Origin of the sequence: Streptomyces sp. SudanB52_2052, from assembly GCF_964272415.1 — a bacterium.
In the GTDB taxonomy this organism is placed as follows: Bacteria; Actinomycetota; Actinomycetes; order Streptomycetales; family Streptomycetaceae; genus Streptomyces; species Streptomyces olindensis.
Map to the genome: position 1 here is coordinate 2,898,439 of NZ_OZ186796.1, position 25,256 is coordinate 2,923,694.

26 protein-coding genes are annotated in these 25,256 nt (G+C 69.7%); 6 read left to right on the forward strand and 20 right to left on the reverse strand.

Features of this window, described 5'->3' with window-relative positions:
• The first annotated feature begins 44 nt into the window (after positions 1-44).
• From ACSUPV_RS12555 to ACSUPV_RS12565, 3 genes are read left to right on the forward strand one after another with little or no spacing between them, the layout of a single operon-like run.
• The gene (locus ACSUPV_RS12555) at positions 45-827 is read left to right on the forward strand and encodes an ABC transporter ATP-binding protein (RefSeq protein ID WP_436947477.1); all 783 of its coding nucleotides are present in this window, start codon (positions 45-47) and stop codon (positions 825-827) included.
• A gap of 17 nt (positions 828-844) precedes the next feature.
• Positions 845-1,594 (forward strand): ABC transporter permease, encoded by a 750-nt coding sequence (locus ACSUPV_RS12560; protein WP_359790066.1) that lies wholly within the window; start codon positions 845-847, stop codon positions 1,592-1,594.
• A 13-nt stretch (positions 1,595-1,607) separates the two neighbouring features.
• Entirely contained in the window at positions 1,608-2,180 is a 573-nt protein-coding gene (locus tag ACSUPV_RS12565) for a cob(I)yrinic acid a,c-diamide adenosyltransferase (protein WP_436947478.1), read from the forward strand.
• A 28-nt stretch (positions 2,181-2,208) separates the two neighbouring features.
• Here ACSUPV_RS12565 and ACSUPV_RS12570 read toward each other — a convergent pair whose 3' ends face one another.
• Positions 2,209-2,787 carry a hypothetical protein gene (locus ACSUPV_RS12570; RefSeq protein WP_037770041.1) on the reverse strand — a complete coding sequence of 193 codons (579 nt, stop codon included), beginning with the start codon at positions 2,785-2,787 and terminating at the stop codon, positions 2,209-2,211.
• 152 nt (positions 2,788-2,939) lie between these two features.
• Here ACSUPV_RS12570 and ACSUPV_RS12575 point away from each other — a divergent pair, with 152 nt between their 5' ends.
• The 3 genes from ACSUPV_RS12575 to ACSUPV_RS12585 all read left to right on the forward strand — a co-directional run bounded on the left by ACSUPV_RS12575 (position 2,940) and on the right by ACSUPV_RS12585 (position 6,708).
• On the forward strand, positions 2,940-4,124 hold the full coding sequence (locus tag ACSUPV_RS12575; protein ID WP_037770038.1) for a sensor histidine kinase: 1,185 nt from the start codon (positions 2,940-2,942) through the stop codon (positions 4,122-4,124).
• Positions 4,121-4,762 (forward strand): response regulator, encoded by a 642-nt coding sequence (locus ACSUPV_RS12580; RefSeq protein ID WP_037770035.1) that lies wholly within the window; start codon positions 4,121-4,123, stop codon positions 4,760-4,762. Before ACSUPV_RS12575 ends, ACSUPV_RS12580 begins: the two co-directional genes overlap by 4 nt.
• 122 nt (positions 4,763-4,884) lie before the next feature.
• A complete protein-coding gene (locus ACSUPV_RS12585; protein ID WP_436947479.1) occupies positions 4,885-6,708 on the forward strand; it encodes a glycosyl hydrolase family 18 protein in 1,824 nt (607 codons plus the stop codon).
• Positions 6,709-6,743: 35 nt separating this feature from the next.
• On the opposite strand, the gene ACSUPV_RS12590 is transcribed toward ACSUPV_RS12585, so the two are convergent.
• The 19 genes from ACSUPV_RS12590 to ACSUPV_RS12680 form a co-directional block, all read right to left on the reverse strand.
• Positions 6,744-7,190 (reverse strand): DUF2550 domain-containing protein, encoded by a 447-nt coding sequence (locus tag ACSUPV_RS12590; protein WP_031117494.1) that lies wholly within the window; start codon positions 7,188-7,190, stop codon positions 6,744-6,746.
• 130 nt (positions 7,191-7,320) lie between these two features.
• Positions 7,321-7,698, reverse strand: a complete 378-nt coding sequence (locus tag ACSUPV_RS12595; RefSeq protein WP_031117493.1) for a F0F1 ATP synthase subunit epsilon — start codon at positions 7,696-7,698, stop codon at positions 7,321-7,323.
• Positions 7,699-7,828: 130 nt separating this feature from the next.
• Entirely contained in the window at positions 7,829-9,265 is a 1,437-nt protein-coding gene (atpD, locus tag ACSUPV_RS12600; protein WP_031117492.1) for a F0F1 ATP synthase subunit beta, read from the reverse strand.
• A 3-nt stretch (positions 9,266-9,268) separates the two neighbouring features.
• Positions 9,269-10,183: a F0F1 ATP synthase subunit gamma gene (locus ACSUPV_RS12605; protein WP_031117491.1), complete on the reverse strand. Its 915-nt coding sequence runs from the start codon at positions 10,181-10,183 to the stop codon at positions 9,269-9,271.
• Between the two features lie 20 nt (positions 10,184-10,203).
• Positions 10,204-11,793: a F0F1 ATP synthase subunit alpha gene (atpA, locus tag ACSUPV_RS12610; RefSeq protein WP_031117490.1), complete on the reverse strand. Its 1,590-nt coding sequence runs from the start codon at positions 11,791-11,793 to the stop codon at positions 10,204-10,206.
• A 124-nt stretch (positions 11,794-11,917) separates the two neighbouring features.
• Complete coding sequence (locus tag ACSUPV_RS12615) at positions 11,918-12,733, reverse strand: F0F1 ATP synthase subunit delta (protein WP_031117489.1); 816 nt, start codon at positions 12,731-12,733, stop codon at positions 11,918-11,920.
• On the reverse strand, positions 12,730-13,278 hold the full coding sequence (locus ACSUPV_RS12620; RefSeq protein ID WP_031117488.1) for a F0F1 ATP synthase subunit B: 549 nt from the start codon (positions 13,276-13,278) through the stop codon (positions 12,730-12,732). The genes ACSUPV_RS12615 and ACSUPV_RS12620 overlap by 4 nt, the downstream gene beginning before the upstream one ends.
• 39 nt (positions 13,279-13,317) lie before the next feature.
• Positions 13,318-13,554 carry an ATP synthase subunit C gene (locus ACSUPV_RS12625; RefSeq protein ID WP_010040161.1) on the reverse strand — a complete coding sequence of 79 codons (237 nt, stop codon included), beginning with the start codon at positions 13,552-13,554 and terminating at the stop codon, positions 13,318-13,320.
• Between the two features lie 78 nt (positions 13,555-13,632).
• Positions 13,633-14,400, reverse strand: coding sequence for a F0F1 ATP synthase subunit A (gene atpB / locus ACSUPV_RS12630; RefSeq protein WP_037765486.1), 768 nt, complete (start codon positions 14,398-14,400; stop codon positions 13,633-13,635).
• Positions 14,401-14,673: 273 nt separating this feature from the next.
• Positions 14,674-15,111 carry a hypothetical protein gene (locus ACSUPV_RS12635; RefSeq protein ID WP_037765453.1) on the reverse strand — a complete coding sequence of 146 codons (438 nt, stop codon included), beginning with the start codon at positions 15,109-15,111 and terminating at the stop codon, positions 14,674-14,676.
• A 298-nt stretch (positions 15,112-15,409) separates the two neighbouring features.
• Positions 15,410-16,756: an MraY family glycosyltransferase gene (locus ACSUPV_RS12640; RefSeq protein ID WP_037765451.1), complete on the reverse strand. Its 1,347-nt coding sequence runs from the start codon at positions 16,754-16,756 to the stop codon at positions 15,410-15,412.
• Positions 16,757-16,885: 129 nt separating this feature from the next.
• Positions 16,886-18,124: a serine hydroxymethyltransferase gene (gene glyA / locus ACSUPV_RS12645; RefSeq protein WP_382616194.1), complete on the reverse strand. Its 1,239-nt coding sequence runs from the start codon at positions 18,122-18,124 to the stop codon at positions 16,886-16,888.
• A gap of 87 nt (positions 18,125-18,211) precedes the next feature.
• The gene (locus ACSUPV_RS12650; protein ID WP_031117482.1) at positions 18,212-18,892 is read right to left on the reverse strand and encodes a low molecular weight phosphatase family protein; all 681 of its coding nucleotides are present in this window, start codon (positions 18,890-18,892) and stop codon (positions 18,212-18,214) included.
• Positions 18,889-19,536, reverse strand: coding sequence for an L-threonylcarbamoyladenylate synthase (locus tag ACSUPV_RS12655; protein WP_190055023.1), 648 nt, complete (start codon positions 19,534-19,536; stop codon positions 18,889-18,891). The genes ACSUPV_RS12650 and ACSUPV_RS12655 overlap by 4 nt, the downstream gene beginning before the upstream one ends.
• Before the next feature lie 79 nt (positions 19,537-19,615).
• Positions 19,616-20,461 carry a peptide chain release factor N(5)-glutamine methyltransferase gene (gene prmC, locus ACSUPV_RS12660; RefSeq protein ID WP_031117480.1) on the reverse strand — a complete coding sequence of 282 codons (846 nt, stop codon included), beginning with the start codon at positions 20,459-20,461 and terminating at the stop codon, positions 19,616-19,618.
• Between the two features lie 42 nt (positions 20,462-20,503).
• On the reverse strand, positions 20,504-21,571 hold the full coding sequence (gene prfA, locus ACSUPV_RS12665; protein WP_031117479.1) for a peptide chain release factor 1: 1,068 nt from the start codon (positions 21,569-21,571) through the stop codon (positions 20,504-20,506).
• Positions 21,572-21,677: 106 nt separating this feature from the next.
• The gene (gene rpmE, locus ACSUPV_RS12670; protein ID WP_436947480.1) at positions 21,678-21,899 is read right to left on the reverse strand and encodes a 50S ribosomal protein L31; all 222 of its coding nucleotides are present in this window, start codon (positions 21,897-21,899) and stop codon (positions 21,678-21,680) included.
• Positions 21,900-22,069: 170 nt separating this feature from the next.
• Positions 22,070-23,206 (reverse strand): LCP family protein, encoded by a 1,137-nt coding sequence (locus ACSUPV_RS12675; protein WP_031117478.1) that lies wholly within the window; start codon positions 23,204-23,206, stop codon positions 22,070-22,072.
• Positions 23,207-23,412: 206 nt separating this feature from the next.
• Positions 23,413-25,206, reverse strand: a complete 1,794-nt coding sequence (locus ACSUPV_RS12680) for a trypsin-like serine protease (protein WP_359790128.1) — start codon at positions 25,204-25,206, stop codon at positions 23,413-23,415.
• Positions 25,207-25,256 lie beyond the last annotated feature (50 nt).

Genomic DNA, 25,256 nt, shown 5'->3' on the forward strand with positions numbered 1-25,256 from the left:
TTGGAGTCATTGCAAAATTTAAGAGGCTCTGTTTTTCTGGTGTCATGACCATCATCAGTACGGCCGGTCTGGCCCGCACCTTCCAGACCAAGCAGGGCCCCGTGGAGGCCGTGCGCGGCATCGACCTGACCGTCCGCCAGGGCGAGATCCTCGGCTTCCTCGGCCCGAACGGGGCCGGCAAGACCACGACCCTGCGGATGCTGACGACCCTGCTGGCACCGACCGGCGGCGCCGCCACCGTCGCGGGCCACGACCTGGCGACCGATCCCGCCGGAGTACGGCGGGCCTGCGGCTACGTGGCGCAGTCCGGCGGGGTCGACCCGCAGATCAGCGTGCGCGAGGAGCTGGTCACCCAGGGGCGCCTGTACCGGCTGAGCAGGGCGCGGGCCGCCGAGCGCGCCGAGGAGCTGGCCGGCGACCTCGGGCTCACCGAGCTGCTCGACCGCAAGTGCGCCGCGCTCTCGGGCGGGCAGCGGCGTCGGCTGGACATCGCGATGGCGCTCACCCACCGCCCGGAGGTGCTGTTCCTGGACGAGCCGACGACCGGCCTCGACCCGGGCAGCCGTGCCGACCTGTGGGACCTGGTCCGGCGCCTGCGCGACGAGCACGGCACGACGGTCTTCCTGACCACCCACTACCTCGACGAGGCCGACGCCCTCTCCGACCGGCTGGTCGTCGTCGACCGGGGCGTGGTCGTCGCCGACGGCACGCCGAGCGCGCTGAAACTGCGGTACGGCGGCTCGATCGACGCCACGCTCCAGAACACCTTCCTCGCCATCACCGGCCGCAGCACCGCCCCCACCGACCAGACCCCCGTCGCCGTATAGGACGCAGAGGACTCCTGATGCTGTTGCACGACACCGCCCTCATCTACGGCCGCTACCTGCGCCAGTCCCTGCGGTCCCGCTTCGCGCTGCTCTTCGGCGTGCTGATGCCGCTCCTCTATCTCCTCTTCTTCGGTCCGCTGCTGACCGACCTGCCGCTCGGCGAGCGGGGCAGCTCCTGGCAGGTGCTCGTCCCCGGGCTGCTGTGCCAGCTCGGCCTCTTCGGAGCCTCGTTCGCCGGGTTCGCGATCATCATCGAGAAGGGCCAGGGGGTGGTCGAGCGCATGCGCGTCACCCCGGTGAGCCGGCTGGCCCTGCTGCTCGGCCGGGTGCTGCGGGACGCCACGGTGTTCGTCTTCCAGGCCGTGCTGCTGGTGCTCGCGGCGGTGGCGATGGGCCTGCGGGCTCCGCTCGCCGGCGTCCTGATCGGCTTCGCCTTCGTCGCCCTGCTCACCGTGTCACTGGCCGCGCTGTCGTACGCGCTGGCGATGCGGATGAGCACTCCGCAGACCTTCGGCCCGGCGATCAACGCGCTGACCCTGCCGTCGATGCTGCTGTCCGGCCTGATGCTGCCGATGACCCTGGGGCCGGACTGGCTGGACGTGCTGTCCCACTTCATGCCGTTCCGCTATCTGGTGGACGCGGTACGGGACGCGTACGTGGGCTCGTACGCGAGCGCGCACATGCTGTACGGCGTCCTCGTGGCCGTCGCGTTCGCCGCCCTGTCCGTGACAGTCGGCACACGCGTGTTCCGAACGGCCGGGGCGTAACTACGCTGGCCGCATGGTCAATCTGACGCGCATCTACACCAGGACCGGCGACCAGGGCACGACCGCCCTCGGCGACATGAGCCGGGTCGCCAAGACCGACCTGCGGATCGCCGCGTACGCCGACGCCAACGAGGCGAACGCGGTGATCGGCACGGCGATCGCCCTCGGCCGGCTGGACGAGGAGATCGTCAAGGTCCTCACCCGTGTCCAGAACGACCTGTTCGACGTGGGCGCGGACCTGTCGACGCCGGTGGTGGAGAACCCCGAGTTCCCGCCGCTGCGGGTCGAGCAGTTCTACATCGACCGGCTGGAGGCGGACTGCGACCGCTTCAACGAGCGGCTGGAGAAGCTCCGCTCCTTCATCCTCCCGGGCGGCACGCCGGGCGCCGCCCTGCTCCACCAGGCCTGCACGGTCGTACGCCGGGCGGAACGCTCGACGTGGGCGGCCCTGGAGGCCCACGGCGAGACGATGAACCCCCTCACCGCCACCTACCTCAACCGCCTCTCCGACCTCCTGTTCATCCTGGCGAGGACGGCGAACAAGGAGGCCGGGGACGTGCTGTGGGTTCCGGGCGGGGAGCGCTGACGTCTCCGGCCCCCTGCCGGGGTCCGGCCTAGCGGCGCACCCGCTCCTTCTCCAGCGGAACTCCGGGCTCCCCCGCGGGGGCCTTCCGCGGCCAGATCAGATAACTCAGCGCGACCAGTCCGTGGATCCCGGCCGCACGCCAGGCCACATAGCGCCAGCTCTCCAGGGAGGTCACGCGGCTCGGGTCGTCCACGTACCAGATGGCGAGCTGGAGGAGCGCGGTCGCGACGGCGGCGCCCACCACCGTGCCCATCCAGACCTTGCCCTCGTGACGGGCCCGGGGCATGCCGTACTGCGGCGGCTTCCGGGGCGGCGGGGCCCCGCCGAAGCGGTGGGCGGCGTGACCGTCGAGCCACTTCACGGTGCGGTGGCCGTGCCCGACGGTGTAGCCGATGTACAGCGCGGCCAGCCCGTGCGTCCAGTTGGGTTCCGCGCCGTTCTTCAGGTCCAGCGCGGTGGCGACCAGCAGCACGACCTCCAGCAGCGGCTCGCACAGCAGCAGCGCCAGCCCCGTGCGCGGCATGCGCAACAGATAGCGGAAGGCCAGGCCGGCGGCCAGCAGCACCCAGAAGCCGATCTCACAGGCGGCGATCAAGGCGACGATCACGGTTCGCTCCTCTCGGTCACCCGTCCAGGCTCCCGGGCGGCTCGGCCGGAATCGTCGTCGCGACTGACGAACCCGCGGTACATCGAAAGATGCAGTCCAGGACCCGTCGCGGGAAGCACGCGCGGGGCCCGGCGGCCGTGTTGGATGGTGCCATGGCCGCACCACTGCCCCGCCCCCGCCGCTTCGACGTCCATGTCGCGCTCGGCGGTCTGCTCGGCGGACTGCTGCTGTGGGGCGTCGGCCTGGCCACCCGCCCGCACACCGAGCCGTACGTGCTCCTGCCGGGACGCTGGCCGGTCCTGCTGCCGCTGCTCGTCATGGCCGGCTGCGAGCTGCTGCGCCGCGGCGCCCCCCGCGTCGCCCTGCTGATCGGCACGCCCGCGCTCGTGCTGGACCTCGTCACCCAGGGCAACCTGGTCACGATCCTGATGTACACCGACCTGATGTACGCGGCCGTCCTGTACGGACCGCCCGCCTCGGCCCACCGCATCCCGCGGATCACCGGGCTGCTCTCCCTGGCCGCGGCCGTGGTGCCGTTCGCGGTGTGGCGGGAGCCCGAGGCGCTGCTGATCGGCGTCGTCACCGGCCTGGTCACCTTCGGGCCCGCCTCCACCGGCCTGATCGTCCGCAACCACCGCGACGCCGCCGAGGCGGCCCGGCTGCGCGCGGAGCAGACGGCGTTGCTCGCCGAGATGGACCGCACCCAGGCCGTCACCGCCGAGCGCGCCCGGATGGCCCGCGAACTGCACGACATGGTCGCCAACCACCTGTCGGCGATCGCGATCCACTCCACCGCCGCGCTCTCCCTGGAGGACCCGAAGACCTCCCAGGAGGCCCTGGTGGTGATCCGCGAGAACAGCGTGGCGGGACTGTCCGAGATGCGGCGGCTGATCGGCATCCTCCGCGACTCCAGCGGCGACACCGAGCCGGTCGCGGCGCCCACCCTCGACGGACTCGGCGCCCTGGTCGAGGGCGCGCGCGCCAACGGCCTCGACGTCACCCTGGAGGCCGAACAGACGGCCGTCCCGGCGCCCGTGGAACTCGCCGCCTACCGCATCGTCCAGGAGTCCCTCACCAACGCCCTCAAGCACGCCGGTCCCGGCCGGGTCGCCGTCTGTCTCGCCCAGCGGGACGGGCTGCTGACCGTGGCGGTGACCAGCCCCTACGGCGACCGGGACGGACCCACCGCCCCCGGCTCCGGCGCCGGTCTGGTCGGCATGCGGGAACGCGCCGCGCTGCTGGACGGCACGTTCGAGGCCGGCCCCGAGGACTCGCCGGACGGCAAGATCTGGGTCGTACGCGCGACCCTGCCCGTGACCGAAGGAGAACCCGAATGATCCGCGTCCTGGTCGCCGAGGACCAGTCCGCCGTCCGCGCCGGCCTGGTCCTCATCCTGCGCAGCGCGCCCGACATCGAGGTGGTCGGCGAGGCGGCGGACGGCGAGCGGGCGGTGGCGCTGGCCCGCGAGCTGCGGCCGGACCTGGTGCTGATGGACGTTCAGATGCCCCGCCTGGACGGGGTGTCGGCGACCCGGCGGGTGGTCGCGGAGCGGCTCGCGGACGTGCTGGTGCTGACCACCTTCGATCTCGACGAGTACGTCTTCGGGGCGCTGCGGGCGGGCGCGTCCGGCTTCCTGCTCAAGAACACCGAGGCGAAGGAGTTGCTGGAGGCCGTGCGGACGGTGGCGCGCGGGGAAGGGCTGATCGCCCCGGCCGTCACCCGGCGGCTGATCGCGGAGTTCGCCGCGAAGCCCGCGCGGGAACCCGCGGCCGACCCGGCCGTCCTGGACCGGCTGACCCGACGCGAGCGCGAGGTGCTGTCCTGCCTGGGTGAGGGCCTGTCCAACGCAGGCATCGCCGAGCGGCTGGAGATGGCCGAGGCGACCGTGAAGACCCATGTCAGCCGCCTGTTGGCGAAGCTGGAGCTGCGCAGCCGGGTGCAAGCGGCGGTGCTGGCACAGGAGTTGGGGATCTGACCCGACTCGGGCGTAGTGGTCCAGACCTATTGACCGGTGGTCCAGACCTTTCTATTCTCACGGCACCATGAGTGGGCGTGAGGCTCAGTCACGCCCCCACAACTCCATCGAGGAGGCGCAGCATGCGCTTCAGACACAGAGCCGCGGCAGGGTTCGCGACCCTGTTGCTCCCCTTCGCCGGCCTCGTCGGCCTGGCGAGCCCGGCCCAGGCCGCGACGTCCGCCACCGCGACCTACGCCAAGACCCAGGACTGGGGCTCCGGCTTCGAGGGCAAGTGGACGGTGAAGAACACCGGCACCACCACCATCAACTCCTGGACCGTCGAGTGGGACTTCCCCTCCGGTACCTCCGTCACCTCCGCCTGGGACGCCGACGTCACCTCCTCCGGCACCCACTGGACCGCGAAGAACAAGTCCTGGAACGGCACCCTGGCCCCCGGGGCCTCCGTCTCCTTCGGCTTCAACGGCTCCGGCTCCGGCTCCCCCGCCAGCTGCAAGCTCAACGGCGGCAGCTGCGACGGCGGCACCACCGAGCCCGGCGACAGCGCCCCGAGCGCCCCCGGCACCCCCACCGCCTCCGGCATCACCGACACCTCGGTGAAGCTGACCTGGTCCGCCGCCACCGACGACAAGGGCGTCAAGAACTACGACATCCTGCGCGACGGCACCAAGGTCGCCACCGTGACGACGACCTCGTACACGGACACCGGCCTGACCAAGGGCACGGACTACTCCTACTCCGTGCAGGCGCGTGACACCGCCGACCAGACCGGCCCGGTCAGCGGCGCCGTCCGCGTCCGCACCACCGGCGGCACCACCGAGCCGCCCACCGGCGACAAGATCAAGCTCGGCTACTTCACCGAGTGGGGCGTCTACGGCCGCAACTACCACGTCAAGAACCTCGTGACGTCGGGCACCGCGTCGAAGATCACCCACATCAACTACGCGTTCGGCAACGTCAAGAACGGCCAGTGCACCGTCGACGACACCTACGCCGCCTACGACAAGGCCTACACCGCCGACCAGTCCGTCAGCGGCACCGCCGACACCTGGGACCAGCCGCTGCGCGGCAACTTCAACCAGCTGCGCCAGCTGAAGGCGAAGTACCCGCACATCAAGGTGCTGTACTCCTTCGGCGGCTGGACCTACTCGGGCGGCTTCGGCCAGGCGGCACAGAACCCGGCCGCGTTCGCCAAGTCCTGCAAGGCCGTCGTGGAGGACCCGCGCTGGGCCGACGTCTTCGACGGCATCGATATCGACTGGGAGTACCCGAACGCCTGCGGCCTGACCTGCGACACGTCCGGTCCGGCGGCCTTCAAGAACCTCTCCCAGGCCCTGCGGAACGAGTTCGGCCCGAACTACCTGGTCACCGCGGCCATCACCGCCGACGGCTCCTCCGGCGGCAAGATCGACGCGGCCGACTACGGCGGCGCCGCCCAGTACCTCGACTGGTACAACGTGATGACCTACGACTACTTCGGCGCCTTCGACAAGGACGGCCCGACCGCCCCGCACTCCCCGCTCACCTCGTACCCCGGCATCCCGCAGGCCGGCTTCAACTCGGCCGACGCGATCGCCAAGCTGAAGGCGAAGGGCGTCCCCGCCAAGAAGCTGCTCCTCGGCATCGGCTTCTACGGCCGCGGCTGGACCGGCGTCACCCAGTCCGCCCCCGGCGGCTCGGCGACCGGCGCGGCTCCCGGCACCTACGAGGCGGGCATCGAGGACTACAAGATCCTCAAGAACTCCTGCCCGGCCACCGGCACCGTCGCGGGCACGGCGTACGCCCACTGCGGCAGCACCTGGTGGTCGTACGACACCCCGGCGACCATCGCGGGCAAGATGAGCTGGGCCAAGAACCAGGGCCTGGGCGGCGCGTTCTTCTGGGAGTTCAGCGGCGACACCGCAGGCGGAGAACTGGCGACCGCCATCGACAGCGGCCTGAAGTAGGCCGGATCAGAGAGACGTTCGAAGGGTCGTAGACCCTAGGCCACATTGACACGCTGACCGGGCGGGGCTGCCTCCAGCCACGCGAGGAAACCGGTCAGCGCGTCTTCGCTCATCGCGAGTTCCAGACGCGTGCCCCGGTGCAGACAGGCCAGGATCACATGGTCGGACAGGAGCGCCAGCTCCTCCTCGCCCTCCGGGACCCGGCGGCCGGCCACCTCGATCGCGGAACGCTCCAGGATGCGGCGGGGCCGCGGCGAGTACGAGAAGACGCGGAACCACTCCACGCGGTCGCCGTTGTACCGGGCCACCCCGTACGCCCAGCCCTTGCCGTTCGTGTCGCCGTCCGCGGGCGCGTCCCAGCGCAGGCTGGCGTCGAAGGTGCCGCCCGAGCGCTGGATGAGCCGGCGGCGCAGACCGAAGACGAACAGTCCCACCACCACGAGGGCCACGACAATTCCGCACACAGTCAGAGCGAGGACCATCGACACCGACCTCCTCGTCTCCTAGGTAACGGAACGTAAAAAACACCCACATCCACCTCAGCCGCGGCTGGGTCCGGATTACTCCGGTACCCAGCCGCGGCTGAGTGACGTCATCACACGGCTGACGGGGTCAGCGGGCCGCCGTCGCAGCCCGCAGACGGACGTCCGCGCGGCGCCGGGCCTCCGCGTCGTCCTCCGCCTTCGCGCGCTCCAGCTCCTGCTCAGCGCGCTGGACGTCGATCTCGTCCGACAGCTCGGCGACTTCGGCCAGCAGGGAGAGCTTGTCGTCGGCGAACGAGATGAATCCGCCGTGCACCGCGGCGACGACCGTCCCGCCGTCGCTCGTGCGGATGGTCACCGGGCCCGACTCCAGCACACCGAGCAGCGGCTGGTGACCGGGCATGACGCCGATGTCGCCGGACGTGGTGCGCGCGACGACCAGGGTGGCCTGGCCGGACCAGACCTCACGGTCGGCCGCGACCAGCGCGACGTGCAGCTCAGCAGCCAAGGGTGGCTCCTCGGGTCACCACCCGGCGTGAGTGCCGGGTGTTGGTTACAAGTCTAAGGGGCGTGACGAAGGGGGCGGGACGATCCCCGCCCCCTCCGCTGTGAGCGCGAGCTCACATCGAGCGCGAGGCTCAGGAGACGCCCAGCTCCTTCGCGTTCTTCTTCAGGTCCTCGAGACCACCGCACATGAAGAACGCCTGCTCCGGGAAGTGGTCGTACTCGCCGTCGCAGATCGCGTTGAACGCGGCGATCGACTCGTCCAGCGGCACGTCCGAACCGTCCACGCCGGTGAACTGCTTGGCGGCGTGGGTGTTCTGGGACAGGAAGCGCTCCACGCGACGGGCACGGTGGACGACGAGCTTGTCCTCCTCGCCGAGCTCGTCGATACCGAGGATCGCGATGATGTCCTGCAGGTCCTTGTACTTCTGCAGGATGTTCTTCACGCGCATCGCGGCGTTGTAGTGGTCCGCCGAGATGTAGCGCGGGTCGAGGATCCGGGACGTCGAGTCCAGCGGGTCCACGGCCGGGTAGATGCCCTTCTCGGAGATCGGACGGGAGAGCACCGTCGTCGCGTCGAGGTGGGCGAAGGTGGTGGCCGGGGCCGGGTCGGTCAGGTCGTCCGCGGGGACGTAGATCGCCTGCATCGAGGTGATCGAGTGACCACGGGTCGAGGTGATGCGCTCCTGGAGGATGCCCATCTCGTCGGCCAGGTTCGGCTGGTAGCCCACCGCGGAGGGCATACGGCCGAGCAGGGTCGACACCTCGGAACCGGCCTGGGTGAAGCGGAAGATGTTGTCGATGAAGAACAGCACGTCCTGCTTCTGGACGTCACGGAAGTACTCCGCCATCGTCAGGCCGGCCAGGGCCACGCGCAGACGGGTGCCCGGGGGCTCGTCCATCTGGCCGAAGACCAGCGCGGTCTTGTCCAGAACGCCGGACTCTTCCATCTCCGCGATGAGGTCGTTGCCCTCACGGGTGCGCTCGCCGACGCCCGCGAAGACGGAGACGCCCTCGTGGAGGTTGGCGACACGCATGATCATTTCCTGGATCAGCACGGTCTTGCCGACACCGGCACCACCGAACAGACCGATCTTGCCGCCCTTGACGTACGGGGTGAGGAGGTCGACGACCTTCAGGCCCGTCTCGAACATCTCGGTCTTCGACTCGAGCTGGTCGAACGCGGGGGCCTTGCGGTGGATGGACCAGCGCTCGCCCTCGTAGTTCTCGTCGACGTTCAGCACCTCACCGAGGGTGTTGAACACCTTGCCCTTGGTGAAGTCGCCGACCGGGACGGTGATGCCCGCGCCGGTGTCGACGACCGGTGCCTGGCGGACCAGGCCGTCGGTGGGCTGCATGGAGATCGCGCGGACCAGGCCGTCACCCAGGTGCTGGGCGACCTCCAGGGTCAGCGTCTTCTTCTCGCCCGCGTTCGCCGGGTCGGCGACCTCGACGTGGAGGGCGTTGTAGATGTCCGGCATCGCGTCGACGGGGAACTCCACGTCGACGACCGGGCCGATGACCCGCGCGACGCGGCCCGTCGCCGTGGCCGTCTCAACAGTGGTGGTCATTTGTCAGTCACTCCCCGCGGTCGCGTCGGCCAGGGCGCTGGCGCCACCGACGATCTCGCTGATTTCCTGGGTGATTTCGGCCTGGCGGGCCTGGTTGGCAAGCCGGGTGAGGGTCTCGATGAGCTCTCCGGCGTTGTCGGTCGCCGACTTCATCGCGCGCCGGGTGGCGGCGTGCTTGGAGGCGGCCGACTGGAGCAGCGCGTTGTAGATGCGGCTCTCGACGTAGCGCGGCAGCAGGGCGTCCAGGACGTCCTCCGCCGACGGCTCGAAGTCGAACAGCGGGAGGATCTCGCCCTTGGGCTTCGCCTCCGCCGCCACCTCGTCGAGGCTGAGCGGCAGCAGCCGGGCCTCGATCGCCGTCTGCGTCATCATCGACACGAACTCGGTGTAGACGATGTGGAGCTCGTCCACGCCGCCCTCGGCCGTCTCCGTCTCGATGGCCTCGATCAGCGGGGCCGCGACCTTCTTGGCGTCCGCGTACGACGGGTCGTCGGTGAAGCCCGTGAACGACTCCGTGATCTTGCGCTCACGGAAGTTGTAGTGGGCGACACCGCGGCGGCCGACGATGTAGCTGTCGACCTCCTTGCCCTCGGCCTCAAGCTTCGCCGTGAGCTTCTCGGCGGCCTTGATGGCGTTGGAGTTGAAGGCGCCGGCCAGACCGCGGTCGCTCGTGAGGAGCAGGACCGCGGCGCGGGTCGGGTTCTCCGCCTCCGTCGTCAGCGGGTGCTTGGTGTTCGATCCGGTGGCCACCGCCGTGACCGCCCGGGTGAGCTCGGTCGCGTACGGCGTGGAGGCCGCCACCTTGCGCTGCGCCTTGACGACGCGCGAGGCGGCGATCATCTCCATCGCCTTCGTGATCTTCTTGGTCGCGGAGACGGATCGGATGCGACGCTTGTAGACCCGGAGCTGGGCTCCCATGAGTCAGGTCCCTTCCGTCGTCACTTGCCGGCAGCCGGGGCGTCCTCGCCGAGCAGCTTGCCGTCGGAGGTCTCGAACTGCTTCTTGAACTCCGCGATGGCGTCGGCCATGGCCTGGAGGGTGTCGTCGGACATCTTGCCGCCCTCGCGGATGGAGGTCAGCAGGCCCTGCTCCTTGCGGTGCAGGTACTCCAGCAGCTCCTTCTCGAAGCGGCGGATGTCGGCGACGGGGACCTCGTCCATCTTGCCGGTGGTGCCGGCCCAAATGGAGACGACCTGGTCCTCGGTGGCCATCGGCTGGTACTGCGGCTGCTTCAGCAGCTCGACCATGCGCTGACCGCGCTCCAGCTGCGCCTTGGAGGCGGCGTCCAGGTCGGAACCGAAGGCGGCGAACGCCTCCAGCTCACGGAACTGGGCGAGGTCCACACGCAGACGGCCGGAGACCTGGCGGATCGCCTTGTGCTGGGCGGAGCCACCGACTCGGGAGACGGAGATACCGACGTTCAGCGCGGGGCGCTGACCGGCGTTGAACAGGTCCGACTCCAGGAAGCACTGGCCGTCGGTGATGGAGATGACGTTGGTCGGGATGAACGCCGACACGTCGTTGGCCTTGGTCTCGACGATCGGCAGACCGGTCATCGAGCCGGCGCCCATGTCGTCGGAGAGCTTGGCGCAGCGCTCCAGCAGACGGGAGTGCAGGTAGAAGACGTCACCCGGGTAGGCCTCACGGCCCGGCGGGCGGCGCAGCAGCAGCGACACGGCGCGGTAGGCGTCGGCCTGCTTCGACAGGTCGTCGAAGATGATCAGGACGTGCTTGCCCTGGTACATCCAGTGCTGGCCGATGGCCGAACCGGTGTACGGCGCCAGGTACTTGAAGCCGGCCGGGTCGGACGCCGGGGCGGCGACGATGGTCGTGTACTCCAGCGCGCCGGCCTCCTCCAGAGCGCCGCGCACACCGGCGATCGTGGAGCCCTTCTGGCCGATGGCGACGTAGATGCAGCGGACCTGCTTGTTCGGGTCGCCCGTGCGCCAGTTGTCGCGCTGGTTGATGATGGTGTCGACGGCCAGGGCGGTCTTGCCGGTCTGGCGGTCGCCGATGATCAGCTGACGCTGGCCGCGGCCGATCGGGGTCATGGTGTCGACGGCCTTGTAGCCCGTCTCCATCGGCTCGTGCACCGACTTGCGCTGCATGACCGTGGGGGCCTGCAGCTCGAGGGCGCGGCGGCCCTCGGTCTCGATCTCGCCGAGGCCGTCGATCGGGTTGCCGAGGGGGTCGACCACGCGGCCGAGGTAGCCCTCGCCCACCGCGACGGAGAGAACCTCACCGGTACGGGAGACCGGCTGACCCTCCTCGATGCCGCTGAACTCACCGAGGACGATGGCACCGATCTCGCGCTCCTCGAGGTTGAGGGCGAGGCCGAGGGTGCCGTCCTCGAACTTCAGCAGCTCGTTGGCCATGGTCGAGGGCAGGCCCTCGACCTTCGCGATGCCGTCGCCGGCAAAGGTGACCGTACCGACCTCCTCGCGCGAGGCCGCGTCCGGCTTGTACGCCTGGACGAAGTTCTCCAGTGCGTCCCGGATCTCCTCCGGCCGGATCGTGAGCTCCGCCATCTGGGTTCCCTGCTCTCCTTGTTGGGCCCGAAGTTTCTTAGGGGGTCTGGGGGCGACCCCCAGGATTCTTCTGCACGGCCCAACCAGGGCCGTCGTCAGTACGTACTGCCTATTGAGTTGCTGCTCAGCCGGCGAGCCGGCGGCTGGCGTCCTCGATACGGTCCGCGAGGGAGCCGTTGATGACCTCGTCGCCGACCTGCACCCGGATCCCGCCGAGGACCTCGGGGTCCACGTCCAGGTTGAGGTGCATCTGGCGGCCGTAGAGCTTCGCGAGGGCGGCGCCCAGGCGCTGCTTCTGCAGGTCGCTCAGCGGAGCCGCCGAGGTGACGATGGCCACCATGCGGTTCCGGCGCTCGGCGGCGAGCTTGGACAGGGACTCCAGTCCCGACTCCAGGCTACGTCCCCGCGGCGCGGTCACAAGGCGCGTCACCAGACGCTCGGTGGCCGACTGCGCCCTGCCGCCGAGCAGGCTGCGCAGCAGCTCGCTCTTGGCCGAGGTGGTGGCCTTGCGGTCGGTCAGCGCGGCGCGCAGCTCGGTGCTGCCGGAGACGATCCGGCCGAACCGGAACAGCTCGTCCTCGACGTCGTCGAGCCGGCCCGACTTCTGCGCGGCGGTGAGGTCGGCGGTGTTCGCCAGCTCCTCGATCGCGTCCACCAGGTCGCGCGAGCGCGACCAGCGGGAGCGCACCATGCCGGCCACCAGGTCGGCGGCCGGGCCGCTGACCTGGGTGCCGAGCAGGCGCTGGGCCAGCTCGGCCTTGGCCTCTGCGGCCTGCGCCGGGTCGGTGAGGACCCGACGCAGCGACACCTCGCGGTCGAGCAGCGCGGTGACGGCGGCCAGCTCGTCGGCGAGCGAGCCGGCGTCCACGGACGTGGAGTCCGTCAGCGCGTCGAGACGCTCTCGTGCGGCTGCCAGGGCCTCGCGGCTCGCTCCGTTCATCGGCCGGCCTCGGCCTTCTCCTCGAGCTCGTCGAGGAACCGGTCGATGACGCGGCTCTGGCGGGCGTGGTCCTCGAGGGACTCGCCGACGAGCTTGCCGGCCAGGTCGGTGGCGAGCTTGCCCACGTCCTGGCGCAGCGCGGACGCGGCGGCCTTGCGGTCGGCCTCGATCTGGGCGTGACCCGCGGCGACGATCTCCTCGCGCTGCCGCTGGCCCTCGGCCCGCATCTCGGCGATGAGGGCGGCACCCTGCTCCTGCGCCTCCTGGCGCAGACGCGCGGCCTCGTGCCGGGCCTCGGCGAGCTGTGCCTTGTACTGCTCAAGGACGCTCTGGGCCTCGACCTTCATGGTCTCGGCCTCTTCGATACCGCCTTCGATCGCCGCGCGGCGCTCCTCCAGAACCTTGTTGATGTTCGGAAGCAGCTTCTTCCAGAAGAAGAAGAACACGATGGCGAAGGCGATGGTGCCGACGAGCAGCTCGGGGCCCGGAGGAACGAGCGGGTTCTGCTCCTCCTCGGCCGCCAGCTGTACCAGGTTGGCGATCACATCAGTGCCTTTCGTCGAAACGTGTCGGTGAGCAGGTAATTACTGACCGAACACGAACGGCATAACGATGCCGATGAGGGCGAGCGCCTCACAGAAGGCGAAGCCCAGGATCTGGTTGGCACGGATCAGGCCGGCGGCCTCGGGCTGACGGGCCAGGGCCTGGGTGCCGTTGCCGAAGATGATGCCGACGCCGATGCCGGGGCCGATGGCGGAGAGGCCGTAGCCGATGGAGCCGAGCGAACCGGAGACAGCGGCGAGGGTCTCAGTGGCAGCCATGCTGAATCTTCCTTCTCTTTCACGGACCGGCGGGGGTTGGCCACCGGACGTTCTTGGGATTTGCGGGGGCGGAGGGGCTCAGTGGTGCTCGGCCAGAGCGCCCTGGATGTACGTGCAGGCGAGGAGCACGAAGACGTACGCCTGGACGGCCTGCACGAAAAGCTCGAAGACGATCATGGCCATGGTCATCACGAAGGAGATACCGGCCGCCGGGATCATCCAGCTGTTGAGCAGGTACCAGGAGGCGACGGTGAACATGACCAGCATCAGGTGACCGGCGAACATGTTCGCGAACAGTCGGACGGCGTGGGTGAACGGCCGGACGAGCAGGTTCGAGAAGAACTCGATGACCATCACGAGCGGCAGCACCGGGCCGAGCGACTTGTCGTAGCCGGTGATGTTCTTGAAGAACCCGACGAAGCCGTGCCGCTTGAAGGTCAGCGAGACCCAGGTCACGTAGACGACCGCGGCGAGGACGGCCGGGTAGGCGATGACCGACGACACCGGGAACTGCGCCAGCGGGATCACGGACCAGATGTTCATGATCCAGATGAAGAAGAACAGCGAGACCATCAGGGGGACGTACTTCTCGCCCTCCTTCTTGCCGAGGGTCTCGTAGACGATGCCGCGGCGGACGAAGTCGTATCCGGCCTCACCGACCATCTGCAGCTTGCCGGGCACCACCTTGGCCTTGCCGAAGGCCGCCCAGAAGAAGCCGATGACGAGGATGGTGGTGATGACGGCGAGCAGCATCACCTTGTTGAACTCGTACCCCCCGACCGTGGCGATCGGCTTGAAGAGGAACGAGTGCAGGCCCGGTGCCGGAAAACCACACCCGTCGGACATGATCCGACAGCTCCAGTCGAAGGCGAGCTGGGTCTGGTCAGCACTCACCGCGGGCTCCTTCGGTGTGACGCATAGGTACGGCAACCTCGTTGTGTCGGCGCGGCGCGCAGCCGCGGATCGGCACCGGACTGGTGTTACGGATGTGAGGGCGGCTGGGGGGCATCGAGCCTCGCGTTCGAGCAGGCGTCAGCTCAGATGCCCGCGCCCGCGATGCCGCAGTTGGCACCGGACGATAGCAGGAGTTCTTACTGCCCTTTATCGCGCCCCTACTCGTCACGACGACGACCCGGTCTTCTCGGGCTTCTCGCTCTTCTCGGAGTCCGGGTCGATGTAGAAGATCTTGGCCTTCATGTGCGCACGAGCCTGCGCAGCCATCCACACGACGGTCGCGACGACGAGCCCGATGGCGAACGTCTTCGCGTTGAAGAGAGAGGTGTCCTTGAAGAGGGCGACGAAGATCAGAAGAAGCAGCAGCTGGGCGACATAGAGCATCAGCCCCATGGCCTGGAACAACTGCGGGAGCGTTTTTGCCGTCCACTGGAGAACGTAGAGACCGACCCCCATGAAGAGGATCGCCAGCAGCGCGCCGACGGCGGCGCCGACGGCGCCCTTGCCTCCGGCCACCACGCCACTGACGGCGGCCGCGACCACACCGGCAGCGGCTGTGGGCACAGCGCACTGCAGAAGGTTCCGGGCGTCATTGGACGGCATGGCGGCAACTCCGCTTTCGCAGGGGGCAGGGGTGTCGTCATGGACGAGCGTAGTCCCGGGCTGAGTGGAGACCTCACACCGCTGGACCGTCGCACTACGGTCCTTCGGCTCTATCCGGGGGGTTCTCGTGAACCGTATCACAAACTATTTGATGCAGTCTTTACCTGGGGGTGTGCGGACAGTCACACATGAGAGTGAACATGCGCGTCTGAGCGAGAACGCCGCCGAGATGTCTGGTATTGGGGCGCTTCGCACCCCCATCACCACCCCACGACTTGGCAATGCTCTCGTCAGATTCTTACCTTGTCCCGGCCTTGCGCCGGTCGGCCAGCCGTGAGCGGGCGCCGATGGCGGTCGCCCCGTTGACACCGGAGACCCCGGAGACCACGGGCGTGCGGTTCTCGGACCCCACCGCGGCGGGCTGCTCGGCGGCGGACGCAGGCGTCGAGGCCTCGGGTGAGAGCGCGGGGACCGCGCCGCGGCGCCGGTAGCGCGGCGGCACGAAGCGCTCCATCCAGCGCGGGGCGCGGGGCGTGAAGCGCGGCAGCAGGAGCAGGACCAGGCCGATCGCGCTGAGGAACACCACGCCCAGCACGATCCACATGGACGCCGAGTTGACCGAGTAGGCGAGCGCGCCGAAGGCGATCAGCGCCGACCAGAAGTACATGATCAGCACCGCGCGGCTGTGCGAGTGGCCGATCTCCAGCAGCCGGTGGTGCAGGTGGCCGCGGTCGGCGGCGAACGGGGACTGGCCGCGCCAGGTGCGGCGCACGATCGCCAGGATCAGGTCCGCGGCCGGCACCGCGATGATGGTCAGCGGCAGCAGCAGCGGGATGTAGACGGGGACCGTCTGGTGCACGGCCTCCTTCTCCGACCCGACGTACAGGTTGAGCGCGTCCGGGTCGACCTGCCCCGTGATGGAGATCGCGCCGGCGGCCAGGACCAGGCCGATCAGCATCGACCCCGAGTCGCCCATGAAGATCCGCGCCGGGTGCATGTTGTGCGGCAGGAAGCCCAGGCACATGCCCATCAGGATCGCCGAGAACAGGGTGGCGGGGGCGGCGGCCTCGATGCCGTACGAGTACCAGATGCGGTAGGCGTACAGGAAGAACGCGGTGGCCGCGATGCAGACCATGCCGGCGGCGAGGCCGTCCAGGCCGTCCACGAAGTTGACCGCGTTGATGGTGATGACGACCAGCGCGACCGTCAGCAGGGTGCCCTGCCACTGGGTGAGCGCCACCGAGCCGACACCCGGGATCGGCAGCCACAGGATCGTCAGACCCTGCACGACCATCACGCCCGCGGCGATCATCTGGCCGCCCAGCTTGATCAGGGCGTCGATCTCGAACTTGTCGTCCAGGACACCGATCAGCCAGATCAGCGCCGCCCCCGACAGCAGCGCCCGGGGTTCGTTCGACGTCTCGAAGACCTGGTTGAGGTTGGTCAGGTGGTCGGCGACCAGCAGGCCCGCGCACAGGCCGAAGAACATCGCGATCCCGCCGAGCCGCGGAGTGGGCTCCCGGTGCACGTCGCGTGCCCGGATCTCCGGCATCGCTCCGGCCACGATCGCGAACTTCCGTACCGGCCCTGTCAGCAGATACGTCACCGCGGCCGTGATGCAGAGCGTCAGCAGGTATTCACGCACGGGCTTCCCCACAGGTCTCGCTGGCCATCACAGCCCCACACCCTAGCGATGCGCGCATATGAGTGGGGACTTCCGGGTAGCGACGATGGTTGCACGAGTGGCTGTGCACCCTGGTGCGCTTACCCCGACTCAGCGCGGATACGGCGGAAATCCACCGGCCAGCTCCCGCACTTCTTCACGGGCCCTCGCGGTCTCCGTCACGCCCCTGAGCACTCCCGCGAGCAGCTTGGCGATCCGGGCCATCTCCGCCTCGCCCATGCCCTGCGTGGTGATCGCGGCCGTGCCCAGGCGCAGTCCCCGGGCGTCCCCGTGCGGCAGCGCGCAGCAGTCCAGGACCAGGCCGGCCGCGGCGAGACGGCCCCGGGCGGTGCGGCCCTCGACGCCGAGGGGGGCCGGGTCGGCGGTGATCAGGTGGGTGTCGGTGCCGCCCGTGGTGACGACCAGGCCCTCGGCGGCCAGCCGTGCCGCGAGAACCCTCGCATTGGCGACCACCTGATGGGTGTACGCGGCGAACGCCGGTGTTGCCGCCTCCCCGAACGCGACCGCCTTGGCGGCGATGGTGTGCATCTGGGCGCCGCCCTGTGTGAAAGGGAACACGGCCCGGTCGACCCGCTCGGCCAGTTCCGCGCGGCACAGGATCATGCCGCCGCGCGGACCGCGCAGCACCTTGTGGGTGGTCGCGCAGACGATGTCCGCGTACGGCACCGGACTGGGCGCCGCTCCCCCGGCGACGAGCCCGATGGGGTGCGCGGCGTCCGCGATGAGGTAGGCGCCCACCTCGTCGGCGACCTCGCGGAAGAACGCGTGGTCGAGGTGGCGCGGGTAGGCGATCGAGCCGCACACGATCGCCTTGGGCCGGCGTGTGCGGGCCAGGGTCCGCACCTGCTCGTGGTCGATGAGCCCGGACTCGGCCTCCACGCCGTAGCCGGCGAAGTCGAACCAGCGACCGGAGAAGTTGGCGGGCGAGCCGTGCGTGAGATGACCGCCGTGGGGCAGGCCGAGGGCGAGGACGGTGTCGCCCGGGCGCAGGAGGGCGGCGTAGGCGGCGAGGACCGCCGAAGAGCCCGAGTGTGGCTGGACGTTGGCGTGGTCGGCGCCGAACAGGGCCTTGGCACGGTCGACGGCGAGGCGCTCGGCGACGTCGACGATCTCGCAGCCGCCGTGGTGGCGGGCCCCCGGGTAGCCCTCGGCGTACTTGTTGGCGAGCGGCGAGCCGAGGGCGGCCAGCACGGCCGGGGAGCTGAAGTTCTCGGCGGCGCTCAGCTGGAGCGTGGTCGCCTGCCGCTCCCGTTCCGCGAGCAGGATGTCGGCGAGTTCGGGGTCCTGGTGGCGCAGGACGTCGGCCTCGAAGGCAGGGGTGACCGTCATGGTGGGCTCCGGGCGACGTGCTTCTGGGCGGTTCGCCGTGGTGACGTACGACCAATGTAGGCCCGGGGCCCCGGGGGCGCTCGGTCGTTACGTCCGCGCGGGGACGCCCGTGAGTGCCGTGACGACCGGGTCGAGCGACTGGTGTATCTCGTCCCCGATCGACCGGAAGAACGTCAGGGGCGCCCCGTACGGGTCGTAGACCTCGTCGGCCTCGGCGTTCGGGGCCAGGAGCCACCCGCGTAGAGCGGCGGCGGCGCGGACCAGGGCACGCGCGCGGACGACCACGCCCTCCTCCAGGGGCGGGAGGGTCGCCGGGTCGATGGCCTTGACCAGACGGGTGAACTCCTTGAGCGTGAAGGTGCGCAGGCCCGCCGAGTGGCCCATGGAGATGACCTGCGCCCGGTGGTCCCGGGTGGCGGTCAGCACCAGGTCGGCGCGGATCACGTGCTCGTCGAGGAGCTCGCGCCCGGTGAAGCCGGAGGCGTCCGCGCCGAAGTCGGCCAGGACGGTCTCCGCGTGGGCCTCCATGGGCGCGCCCTCGTGGCCCCAGGTGCCCGCGCTCTCCACGATCAGCCCGCCGCCCAGGATGCCCAGCCGCTCCTTGACGAAATGGCGGGTCAGCCGCTCGGTGATGGGTGAGCGGCACACGTTGCCGGTGCTGACGTGGAGGATGCGGAAGCTGTCGCGCGGCAGTCCCACGAAGGTCGTCGTGATCTCCGCCGCGCTTTCCCCGTTGCCTATGCCACGCCCCGCCTCAGGGGCCGTCAATTCGCCACCTCGAGGTCGGGTACGACCTTTCGCAGCTCGTCCGCCGAGAGCGCACCGGCGCGCAGGAGCAGGGGCACCTCACGGGTGACGTCGACGATCGACGACGGGACGTTGCCGGGGGTCGGGCCGCCGTCCAGGTAGACCGAGACGGAGTCGCCGAGCATCTCCTGCGCGGCGTCGCAGTCCTCCGGCGCCGGGTGCCCGGTGAGGTTCGCCGACGACACGGCCATCGGGCCGACCTCGGTGAGCAGCTCGATGGCGACCGGGTGCAGCGGCATGCGCACGGCGACGGTGCCACGGGTGTCCCCGAGGTCCCACTGCAGGGACGGCTGGTGCTTGGCGACGAGCGTGAGGGCGCCCGGCCAGAAGGCGTCGACCAGCTCCCAGGCGAGCTCGGAGAAGTCCGTGACGAGCCCGTGCAGCGTGTTCGGGGAGCCGATGAGGACGGGGGTGGGCATGTTGCGGCCCCGGCCCTTGGCCTCCAGCAGGTCCGCGACGGCCTCCGAGGAGAACGCGTCGGCGCCGATGCCGTACACCGTGTCCGTCGGCAGCACCACGAGCTCGCCACGGCGGACGGCGGACGCTGCCTCGCGCAGACCGGTCACGCGGTCGGTCGCGTCGTTGGTGTCGTATCGCCGTGCCATCTTTAGCTGGCCTCCTCGTACACGTGCTGCTGAGATGAAGACTTCGAAAACTGCGGGGCCTGCCAGGCCTGGGGGGTGCTCACGGCAGCGCCTTGCGGGCCGTGGCGAAACGCGGGCGGTTGTTCAGGTCCGGGTGGTCGGCTGCGTCGGTCCAGCCGCGGTCCTCGGCGAAGATCCACGGCACCTGGCCACCCTGGGTGTCGGCGTGCTCCACGACCACGACGCCACCGGGGCGCAGCAGCCGGTGCGCGGTGCGCTCCAGGCCGCGGATCAGGTCGAGGCCGTCCTCGCCGGAGAAGAGGGCCATGTCGGGGTCGTAGTCCCGCGCCTCGGGGGCGACGTACTCCCACTCGGTGAGCGGGATGTACGGCGGGTTGGAGATGACCAGGTCGACCTGGCCGTCCAGGTCGGGGAAGGCCGTCAGGGCGTTGCCCTGCCGCAGGTCGACCCTGGACCCCTCGACGTTCTTGCGGGTCCACTGCAGGGCGTCCTCGGACAGCTCCACGGCGTGCACGCGGGAGCGCGGGACCTCCTGGGCGAGGGCGAGCGCGATGGCGCCGGAGCCGGTGCACAGGTCGACGATGCACGGCTCGACGACGTCCATGGCGCGCACGGCGTCTATGGCCCAGCCGACCACGGACTCGGTCTCCGGGCGCGGCACGAACACTCCCGGCCCGACCTGGAGTTCCAGGTACCGGAAGTAGGCGCGTCCGGTGATGTGCTGGAGCGGCTCGCGGGCCTCGCGGCGGGCGATGACCTCCCAGTAACGGGCGTCGAAGTCGGAGTCCTTGACGGAGTGCAGCTCGCCGCGCTTCACGCCGTGCACGAACGCGGCGAGTTCCTCCGCGTCGGTGCGCGGCGAGGGCACGCCGGCGTCGGCGAGCCGCTGGGTGGCCTGGGCCACCTCCGCGAGCAGCAGATTCACGCAAGTCCTCCGGTATTCAGTGCTCCTGCACTCCTACGTGCCTTACGCGGCTGCCAGCTTGGCGGCCGAGTCCGCGTCGACGCAGGCCTGGATCACCGCGTCGAGGTCGCCGTCCAGGACCTGGTCCAGGTTGTAGGCCTTGAAGCCGACGCGGTGGTCCGAGATGCGGTTCTCCGGGAAGTTGTACGTGCGGATCTTCTCGGAGCGGTCGACGGTGCGGACCTGGCTGCGGCGGGCGTCGGCGGCCTCCCTCTCCGCTTCCTCCTGCGCCATGGCGAGCAGCCTGGAGCGCAGGATACGCAGTGCCTGCTCCTTGTTCTGCAGCTGGCTCTTCTCGTTCTGGCAGGAGGCGACGACTCCGGTCGGGATGTGCGTGATGCGCACGGCGGAGTCGGTGGTGTTGACGGACTGTCCGCCGGGTCCGGAGGACCGGTAGACGTCGATGCGGAGGTCGTTCGGGTTGATCTCGACGTCGACCTCCTCCGCCTCGGGGGTCACGAGGACACCGGCCGCGGAGGTGTGGATGCGGCCCTGGGACTCCGTCGCGGGGACACGCTGCACGCGGTGCACGCCGCCCTCGTACTTCAGCCGCGCCCAGACGCCCTGGCCGGGTTCGGTCTGGCCCCGGGTCTTCACGGCGACCTGGACGTCCTTGTAGCCGCCCAGCTCGGACTCGGTGGCGTCGATGATCTCAGTCTTCCAGCCGACGCGCTCGGCGTACCGCAGGTACATGCGCAGCAGGTCGCCGGCGAACAGCGCGGACTCGTCGCCGCCCGCGCCCGCCTTGATCTCCAGGATGACGTCCTTGTCGTCGCTGGGGTCACGGGGGACCAGCAGGAGGCGCAGCTTCTCGGTCAGCTCCTCGCGCTGCTGCTCCAGCTCCTTGACCTCGGCGGCGAAGTCGGGGTCGTCGGCGGCGAATTCGCGCGCGGTCTCGATGTCGTCGCCCGTCTGCGTCCAGGAGCGGTAGGTGGCGACGATGGGGGTGAGCTCGGCGTAACGCTTGTTCAGCTTGCGCGCGTTGGCCTGGTCGGCGTGGACCGACGGGTCGGCGAGCTTCTTCTCCAGGTCGGCGTGCTCGGCGACGAGTTCCTCGACGGCCTCGAACATCTTGGGCTCCTGTGTACGGCGGGGGTGAAGGGGCGGGCGACCAAAAACGCCGGTCCCGGAGCGCCCGGTGAGGGGGCGCGTCCGTGGACCGGCGGTTCGGGGCTCGCTACTTCTTGGAGCCGGCGCCCTTGCCGAAGCGGGCCTCGAAGCGGGCCACACGGCCACCGGTGTCGAGGATCTTCTGCTTGCCCGTGTAGAACGGGTGGCACTCGGAGCACACGTCGGCCCGGATGGTGCCGGACTCGATGGTGCTGCGCGTGGTGAACGACGCGCCGCAGGTGCAGCTGACCTGCGTCTCGACGTACTCGGGGTGGATGTCGCGCTTCAAGGTGTCTCCTAGGTATCGGGAGGGCGCCGGGTCGCTGCCGCGGGGTGCGGGAGCGTGAACCGGAGCCGACGTACCAGTCTGCCAGGACTGGGGCCATCCCCCAAAACCGGGGGTTGCCGTTGTTTGTTCCCCGCGGGCCGACGGGAGTGCTCGCGCAGTTCCCCGCGCCCCTAGGAGGACGACACCACGCCCTTGGCTTCACCGGTCGCCGTGCCCTTCGTCGCGCTCTTCGGGATCGGCTTGTCGTTCGCCAGGGCCTTCCAGATCTGGTCGGCCTTCTTCTCCTGGAGGAGGACGCGGTTGGGGTCGGCGGGGTCGTAGGCGACCGGCATCGTCACCATGTGCATGTTGGACGGGCTGATGCCCTGCAGGCCGCCCGCGAAGGAGGCGAGCTTGTTGACCGAGCCCAGGTCGGAGTCGGTCGTCACCGTCTTCGTCGCGGTCTCCGCGAGGTCGAGCAGCTTCTTGGGGTTGGTGAAGACGCCGACGTCCTTGACCTGATTGACCAGGGCCTTGATGAAGGCCTGCTGGAGCTGGATGCGGCCGAGGTCGGAGCCGTCGCCGACGCCGTGCCGGGTGCGGACCAGGCCGAGGGCCTGCTCGCCGTCGAGTCTGTGGGTGCCGGCCTTGAGCTTCAGGTGGCTGTCGGGGTCGTCGATGCTCTTGGTGGTGGTGACCTCGACGCCGCCGAGGTCGTCGATGAGCTTCTGGAAGCCGGCGAAGTCGACCTCCAGGTAGTGGTCCATGCGCAGGTCGGTGATCGACTCGACGGTCTTCACGGCGCAGGCGGCCCCGCCGGTGGAGTACGCGGAGTTGAACATCACGCCGTCGGCCGCGGGGTGCTCGTTGCCCTTGGTGTCGGTGCACGCGGGGCGGTCGATGAGGGTGTCGCGCGGGATGGAGACCACGCTGGCCTTCTTGTGGCCCTTGTAGACGTGCACGATCATCGCCGTGTCCGAGCGGGCGCTGCCGTCGTCGGTGCCGCCGCCGAGCTTCTTGTTGCCGCCGGCGCGGGTGTCGGAGCCGAGGACCAGGATGTTCTCGGAGCCGTTGTCGGCCTTCTTGGGGCGGTCGGTGCCGAGCGCCTGGTCGATGTCGACGCTCTTCAGGTTGCCGTTGAGCTTGAAGTACACGTACCCGACGCCGGTGCCGCCCAGGACGACGATGCCCGCGGCGGTCCAGCCCATGATCATCATGCCCTTGTGGCGCTTGCGGGGCTTGCGGCGTCGGCCCTTGGCGCGGTGACGCGCTCCGGTGGTGCCGGTCTCACCCGGTATGCCCGGGCCCGGCGTGCTCTCGGCAGACATGGGCTCCTCAGCTCGTCTACGGTCGGTTACCCCCTGCGGTCAGTGCCAGGCGTGGTCGGCCGAACCCTTCCTCGCACCATCGTCGCTCCGCCTGGTCAGACGGAGAAACTCGGGAAAGGGTTGCACAACGGACTGTGCCCACCGCGTGCGACGGTGGGCACAGTCCGTGTTCATAACAGCGAGGTATACCTCGCTCACCTGCGGTTTCAGCCGAAGATGTCGTACTGCTTGAAATCGGTGCCGACGGACTGCCTTGTGGCAAAGATCTCGCTGGTGGCCTTGCCCGTGCCCGCGTACAGGTAGAGCGTGCCGCCGGGGGTGCGGGCCAGGAAGTCGGCCTTGCCGTCGCCGGTGATGTCACCGGTCGCGTCGAAGGCGTTGTACGTCGTGCTGCTCCAGGTGCGGACCTTGATCCGGCCGGAGAACGCCCCGGTGCCGGCCGAGCCGGTGCCCTTGTACAGGTAGATGTAGCCGCCCGTCTTGCTGCGGGCGATCAGGTCCGTCCTGCCGTCGCCGGTGAAGTCGCCGTGGCCGCGCACGGAGTTGTACTGGTTCCAGCCGGAGCCGACCTTCACGCGGGGCGCGAAGGTGCCGTTGCCCTTGCCCGGGTAGATCCACATCACGCCCGCCGAGTCGACCGAGAGCAGGTCGGGCAGGTAGTCGCCGGTGACGTCCCCGGGGGTGATGATGCGGGTGCGGGTCGTCCAGTTGTCGGCGATCTGCTGGGTGGACCAGGTGCCGCTGGAGATGACGTAGTGCGTCCAGTAGACGTCGCCGGTGGAGCTGACCCGGTAGACCAGGTCCTGGTAGCCGTCGCGGTCGAGGTCGGTCTGCAGGACGACGTTGACGCCGTTCCAGTTGCCCCAGGACACCCGGGCGGCGAACGACGTGCCCTTGGAGTCCTTGGAGTAGCCCGTCCTGGTGGAGGCGTTGCGCACCCACAGGTCGGCCTTGTGGTCGCCGCTGATGTTGGTGTCGTCGACGCGCGGGTAGGCGGCGCCGACGTACGAGCTGACCTTGCTGAAGACGCTGTAGGCGCCCTTGGCGACGCAGTCGGTCACGCCCCAGGAGACGACGCCGACGATCCGGTTGTTGACGACGAGGGGCCCGCCGGAGTCGCCGTTGCAGGCGGAGGTGGTGCCGGTGTCGCTGCCGGTGGCGGGCGGGCCCGCGCAGACCATGTGGCCCTTGATGAAGTCCCGGCCGTAGTAGCCCGCGCAGGTGGTGTCGGACTGGATCGGCAGGGTGGCCGTCTTCAGGGTCTCGGAGATGTCCTCGCTGGTGGAGCTGGTGCGGCCCCAGCCGTAGACCTTGGCGCTGGTGCCGGCCTGGTACGAGGCGGTGTCCCCGGACGTCGTCATGCGGATCGGCGTGACCTTCACCGGGACGGGCAGGGTGAGCACGGCGATGTCGTTGTCGATGGTCGTCGCGTTGTACGACGGGTGGTTCCACTGCCGCCAGACGCCGGTGACGGTGCCGCCGTGCAGGTCGGTGCCGTCGGCGGAGGGCAGCTGGGAGGTGCCGGTGACGACGGCGCCGTTGGCGTTCCAGTTGTAGCCCTTGACGCAGTGCGCGGCGGTGAGGATCTTCGTCGGCGCGACGACGGCGCCGCCGCAGAAGAAGCCGATGTCGTCGCCGGTGCTGGAGGTGCCGCGGTCGTCGTAGTAGTGGAGCTGGGCCATCCAGGGCGCCGAGGCGATGGTGGTGGTCGTACCGCCGATGATCTTGGCGTCGATCGTGCCGTCGCCGGTGCTGCTGCTCAGCGATGACTTGCTCGGCTGCCCCGCGGTGTCGTCGCCGGCGAGCGCGCCCGCGACGCGCCTTTTCAGTTCGGCGAGCGACGGGGAGCCGACGGTGGGCTTGACGGTGGGCTGCGGCAGCGGCGTGGCCGCGTCGGCGGACGAGGTCAGCAGTGCGGCGGCCAGAGCAGCGGCGACACCGAGGGCTCCGACGGGCAGGGCGAGGCGTATCCGGCGTCTGTGACGACCGGCGCCGGACATGGACGTGCGCAAGAAAGTCCCCCCAGGGGTGCAAGACGTGGAGGGGGCAA

Excerpts from the sequence above, each read along its gene's own strand:
- atpD (WP_031117492.1), bottom strand. The coding sequence starts at position 9,265 with ATGACCACCACTGTTGAGACGGCCACGGCGACGGGCCGCGTCGCGCGG.
- ACSUPV_RS12625 (WP_010040161.1), bottom strand. The coding sequence starts at position 13,554 with ATGGCTGCCACTGAGACCCTCGCCGCTGTCTCCGGTTCGCTCGGCTCC.
- atpB (WP_037765486.1), bottom strand. The coding sequence starts at position 14,400 with ATGTCCGACGGGTGTGGTTTTCCGGCACCGGGCCTGCACTCGTTCCTC.
- ACSUPV_RS12580 (WP_037770035.1), top strand. The coding sequence starts at position 4,121 with ATGATCCGCGTCCTGGTCGCCGAGGACCAGTCCGCCGTCCGCGCCGGC.
- ACSUPV_RS12680 (WP_359790128.1), bottom strand. The coding sequence starts at position 25,206 with ATGTCCGGCGCCGGTCGTCACAGACGCCGGATACGCCTCGCCCTGCCC.
- ACSUPV_RS12555 (WP_436947477.1), top strand. The coding sequence starts at position 45 with ATGACCATCATCAGTACGGCCGGTCTGGCCCGCACCTTCCAGACCAAG.
- ACSUPV_RS12675 (WP_031117478.1), bottom strand. The coding sequence starts at position 23,206 with ATGTCTGCCGAGAGCACGCCGGGCCCGGGCATACCGGGTGAGACCGGC.
- ACSUPV_RS12635 (WP_037765453.1), bottom strand. The coding sequence starts at position 15,111 with ATGCCGTCCAATGACGCCCGGAACCTTCTGCAGTGCGCTGTGCCCACA.
- ACSUPV_RS12590 (WP_031117494.1), bottom strand. The coding sequence starts at position 7,190 with ATGGTCCTCGCTCTGACTGTGTGCGGAATTGTCGTGGCCCTCGTGGTG.
- prfA (WP_031117479.1), bottom strand. The coding sequence starts at position 21,571 with ATGTTCGAGGCCGTCGAGGAACTCGTCGCCGAGCACGCCGACCTGGAG.
- atpA (WP_031117490.1), bottom strand. The coding sequence starts at position 11,793 with ATGGCGGAGCTCACGATCCGGCCGGAGGAGATCCGGGACGCACTGGAG.
- ACSUPV_RS12585 (WP_436947479.1), top strand. The coding sequence starts at position 4,885 with ATGCGCTTCAGACACAGAGCCGCGGCAGGGTTCGCGACCCTGTTGCTC.
- ACSUPV_RS12615 (WP_031117489.1), bottom strand. The coding sequence starts at position 12,733 with ATGAACGGAGCGAGCCGCGAGGCCCTGGCAGCCGCACGAGAGCGTCTC.
- ACSUPV_RS12560 (WP_359790066.1), top strand. The coding sequence starts at position 845 with ATGCTGTTGCACGACACCGCCCTCATCTACGGCCGCTACCTGCGCCAG.
- ACSUPV_RS12565 (WP_436947478.1), top strand. The coding sequence starts at position 1,608 with ATGGTCAATCTGACGCGCATCTACACCAGGACCGGCGACCAGGGCACG.
- ACSUPV_RS12575 (WP_037770038.1), top strand. The coding sequence starts at position 2,940 with ATGGCCGCACCACTGCCCCGCCCCCGCCGCTTCGACGTCCATGTCGCG.
- ACSUPV_RS12655 (WP_190055023.1), bottom strand. The coding sequence starts at position 19,536 with ATGGCACGGCGATACGACACCAACGACGCGACCGACCGCGTGACCGGT.
- glyA (WP_382616194.1), bottom strand. The coding sequence starts at position 18,124 with ATGACGGTCACCCCTGCCTTCGAGGCCGACGTCCTGCGCCACCAGGAC.
- ACSUPV_RS12605 (WP_031117491.1), bottom strand. The coding sequence starts at position 10,183 with ATGGGAGCCCAGCTCCGGGTCTACAAGCGTCGCATCCGATCCGTCTCC.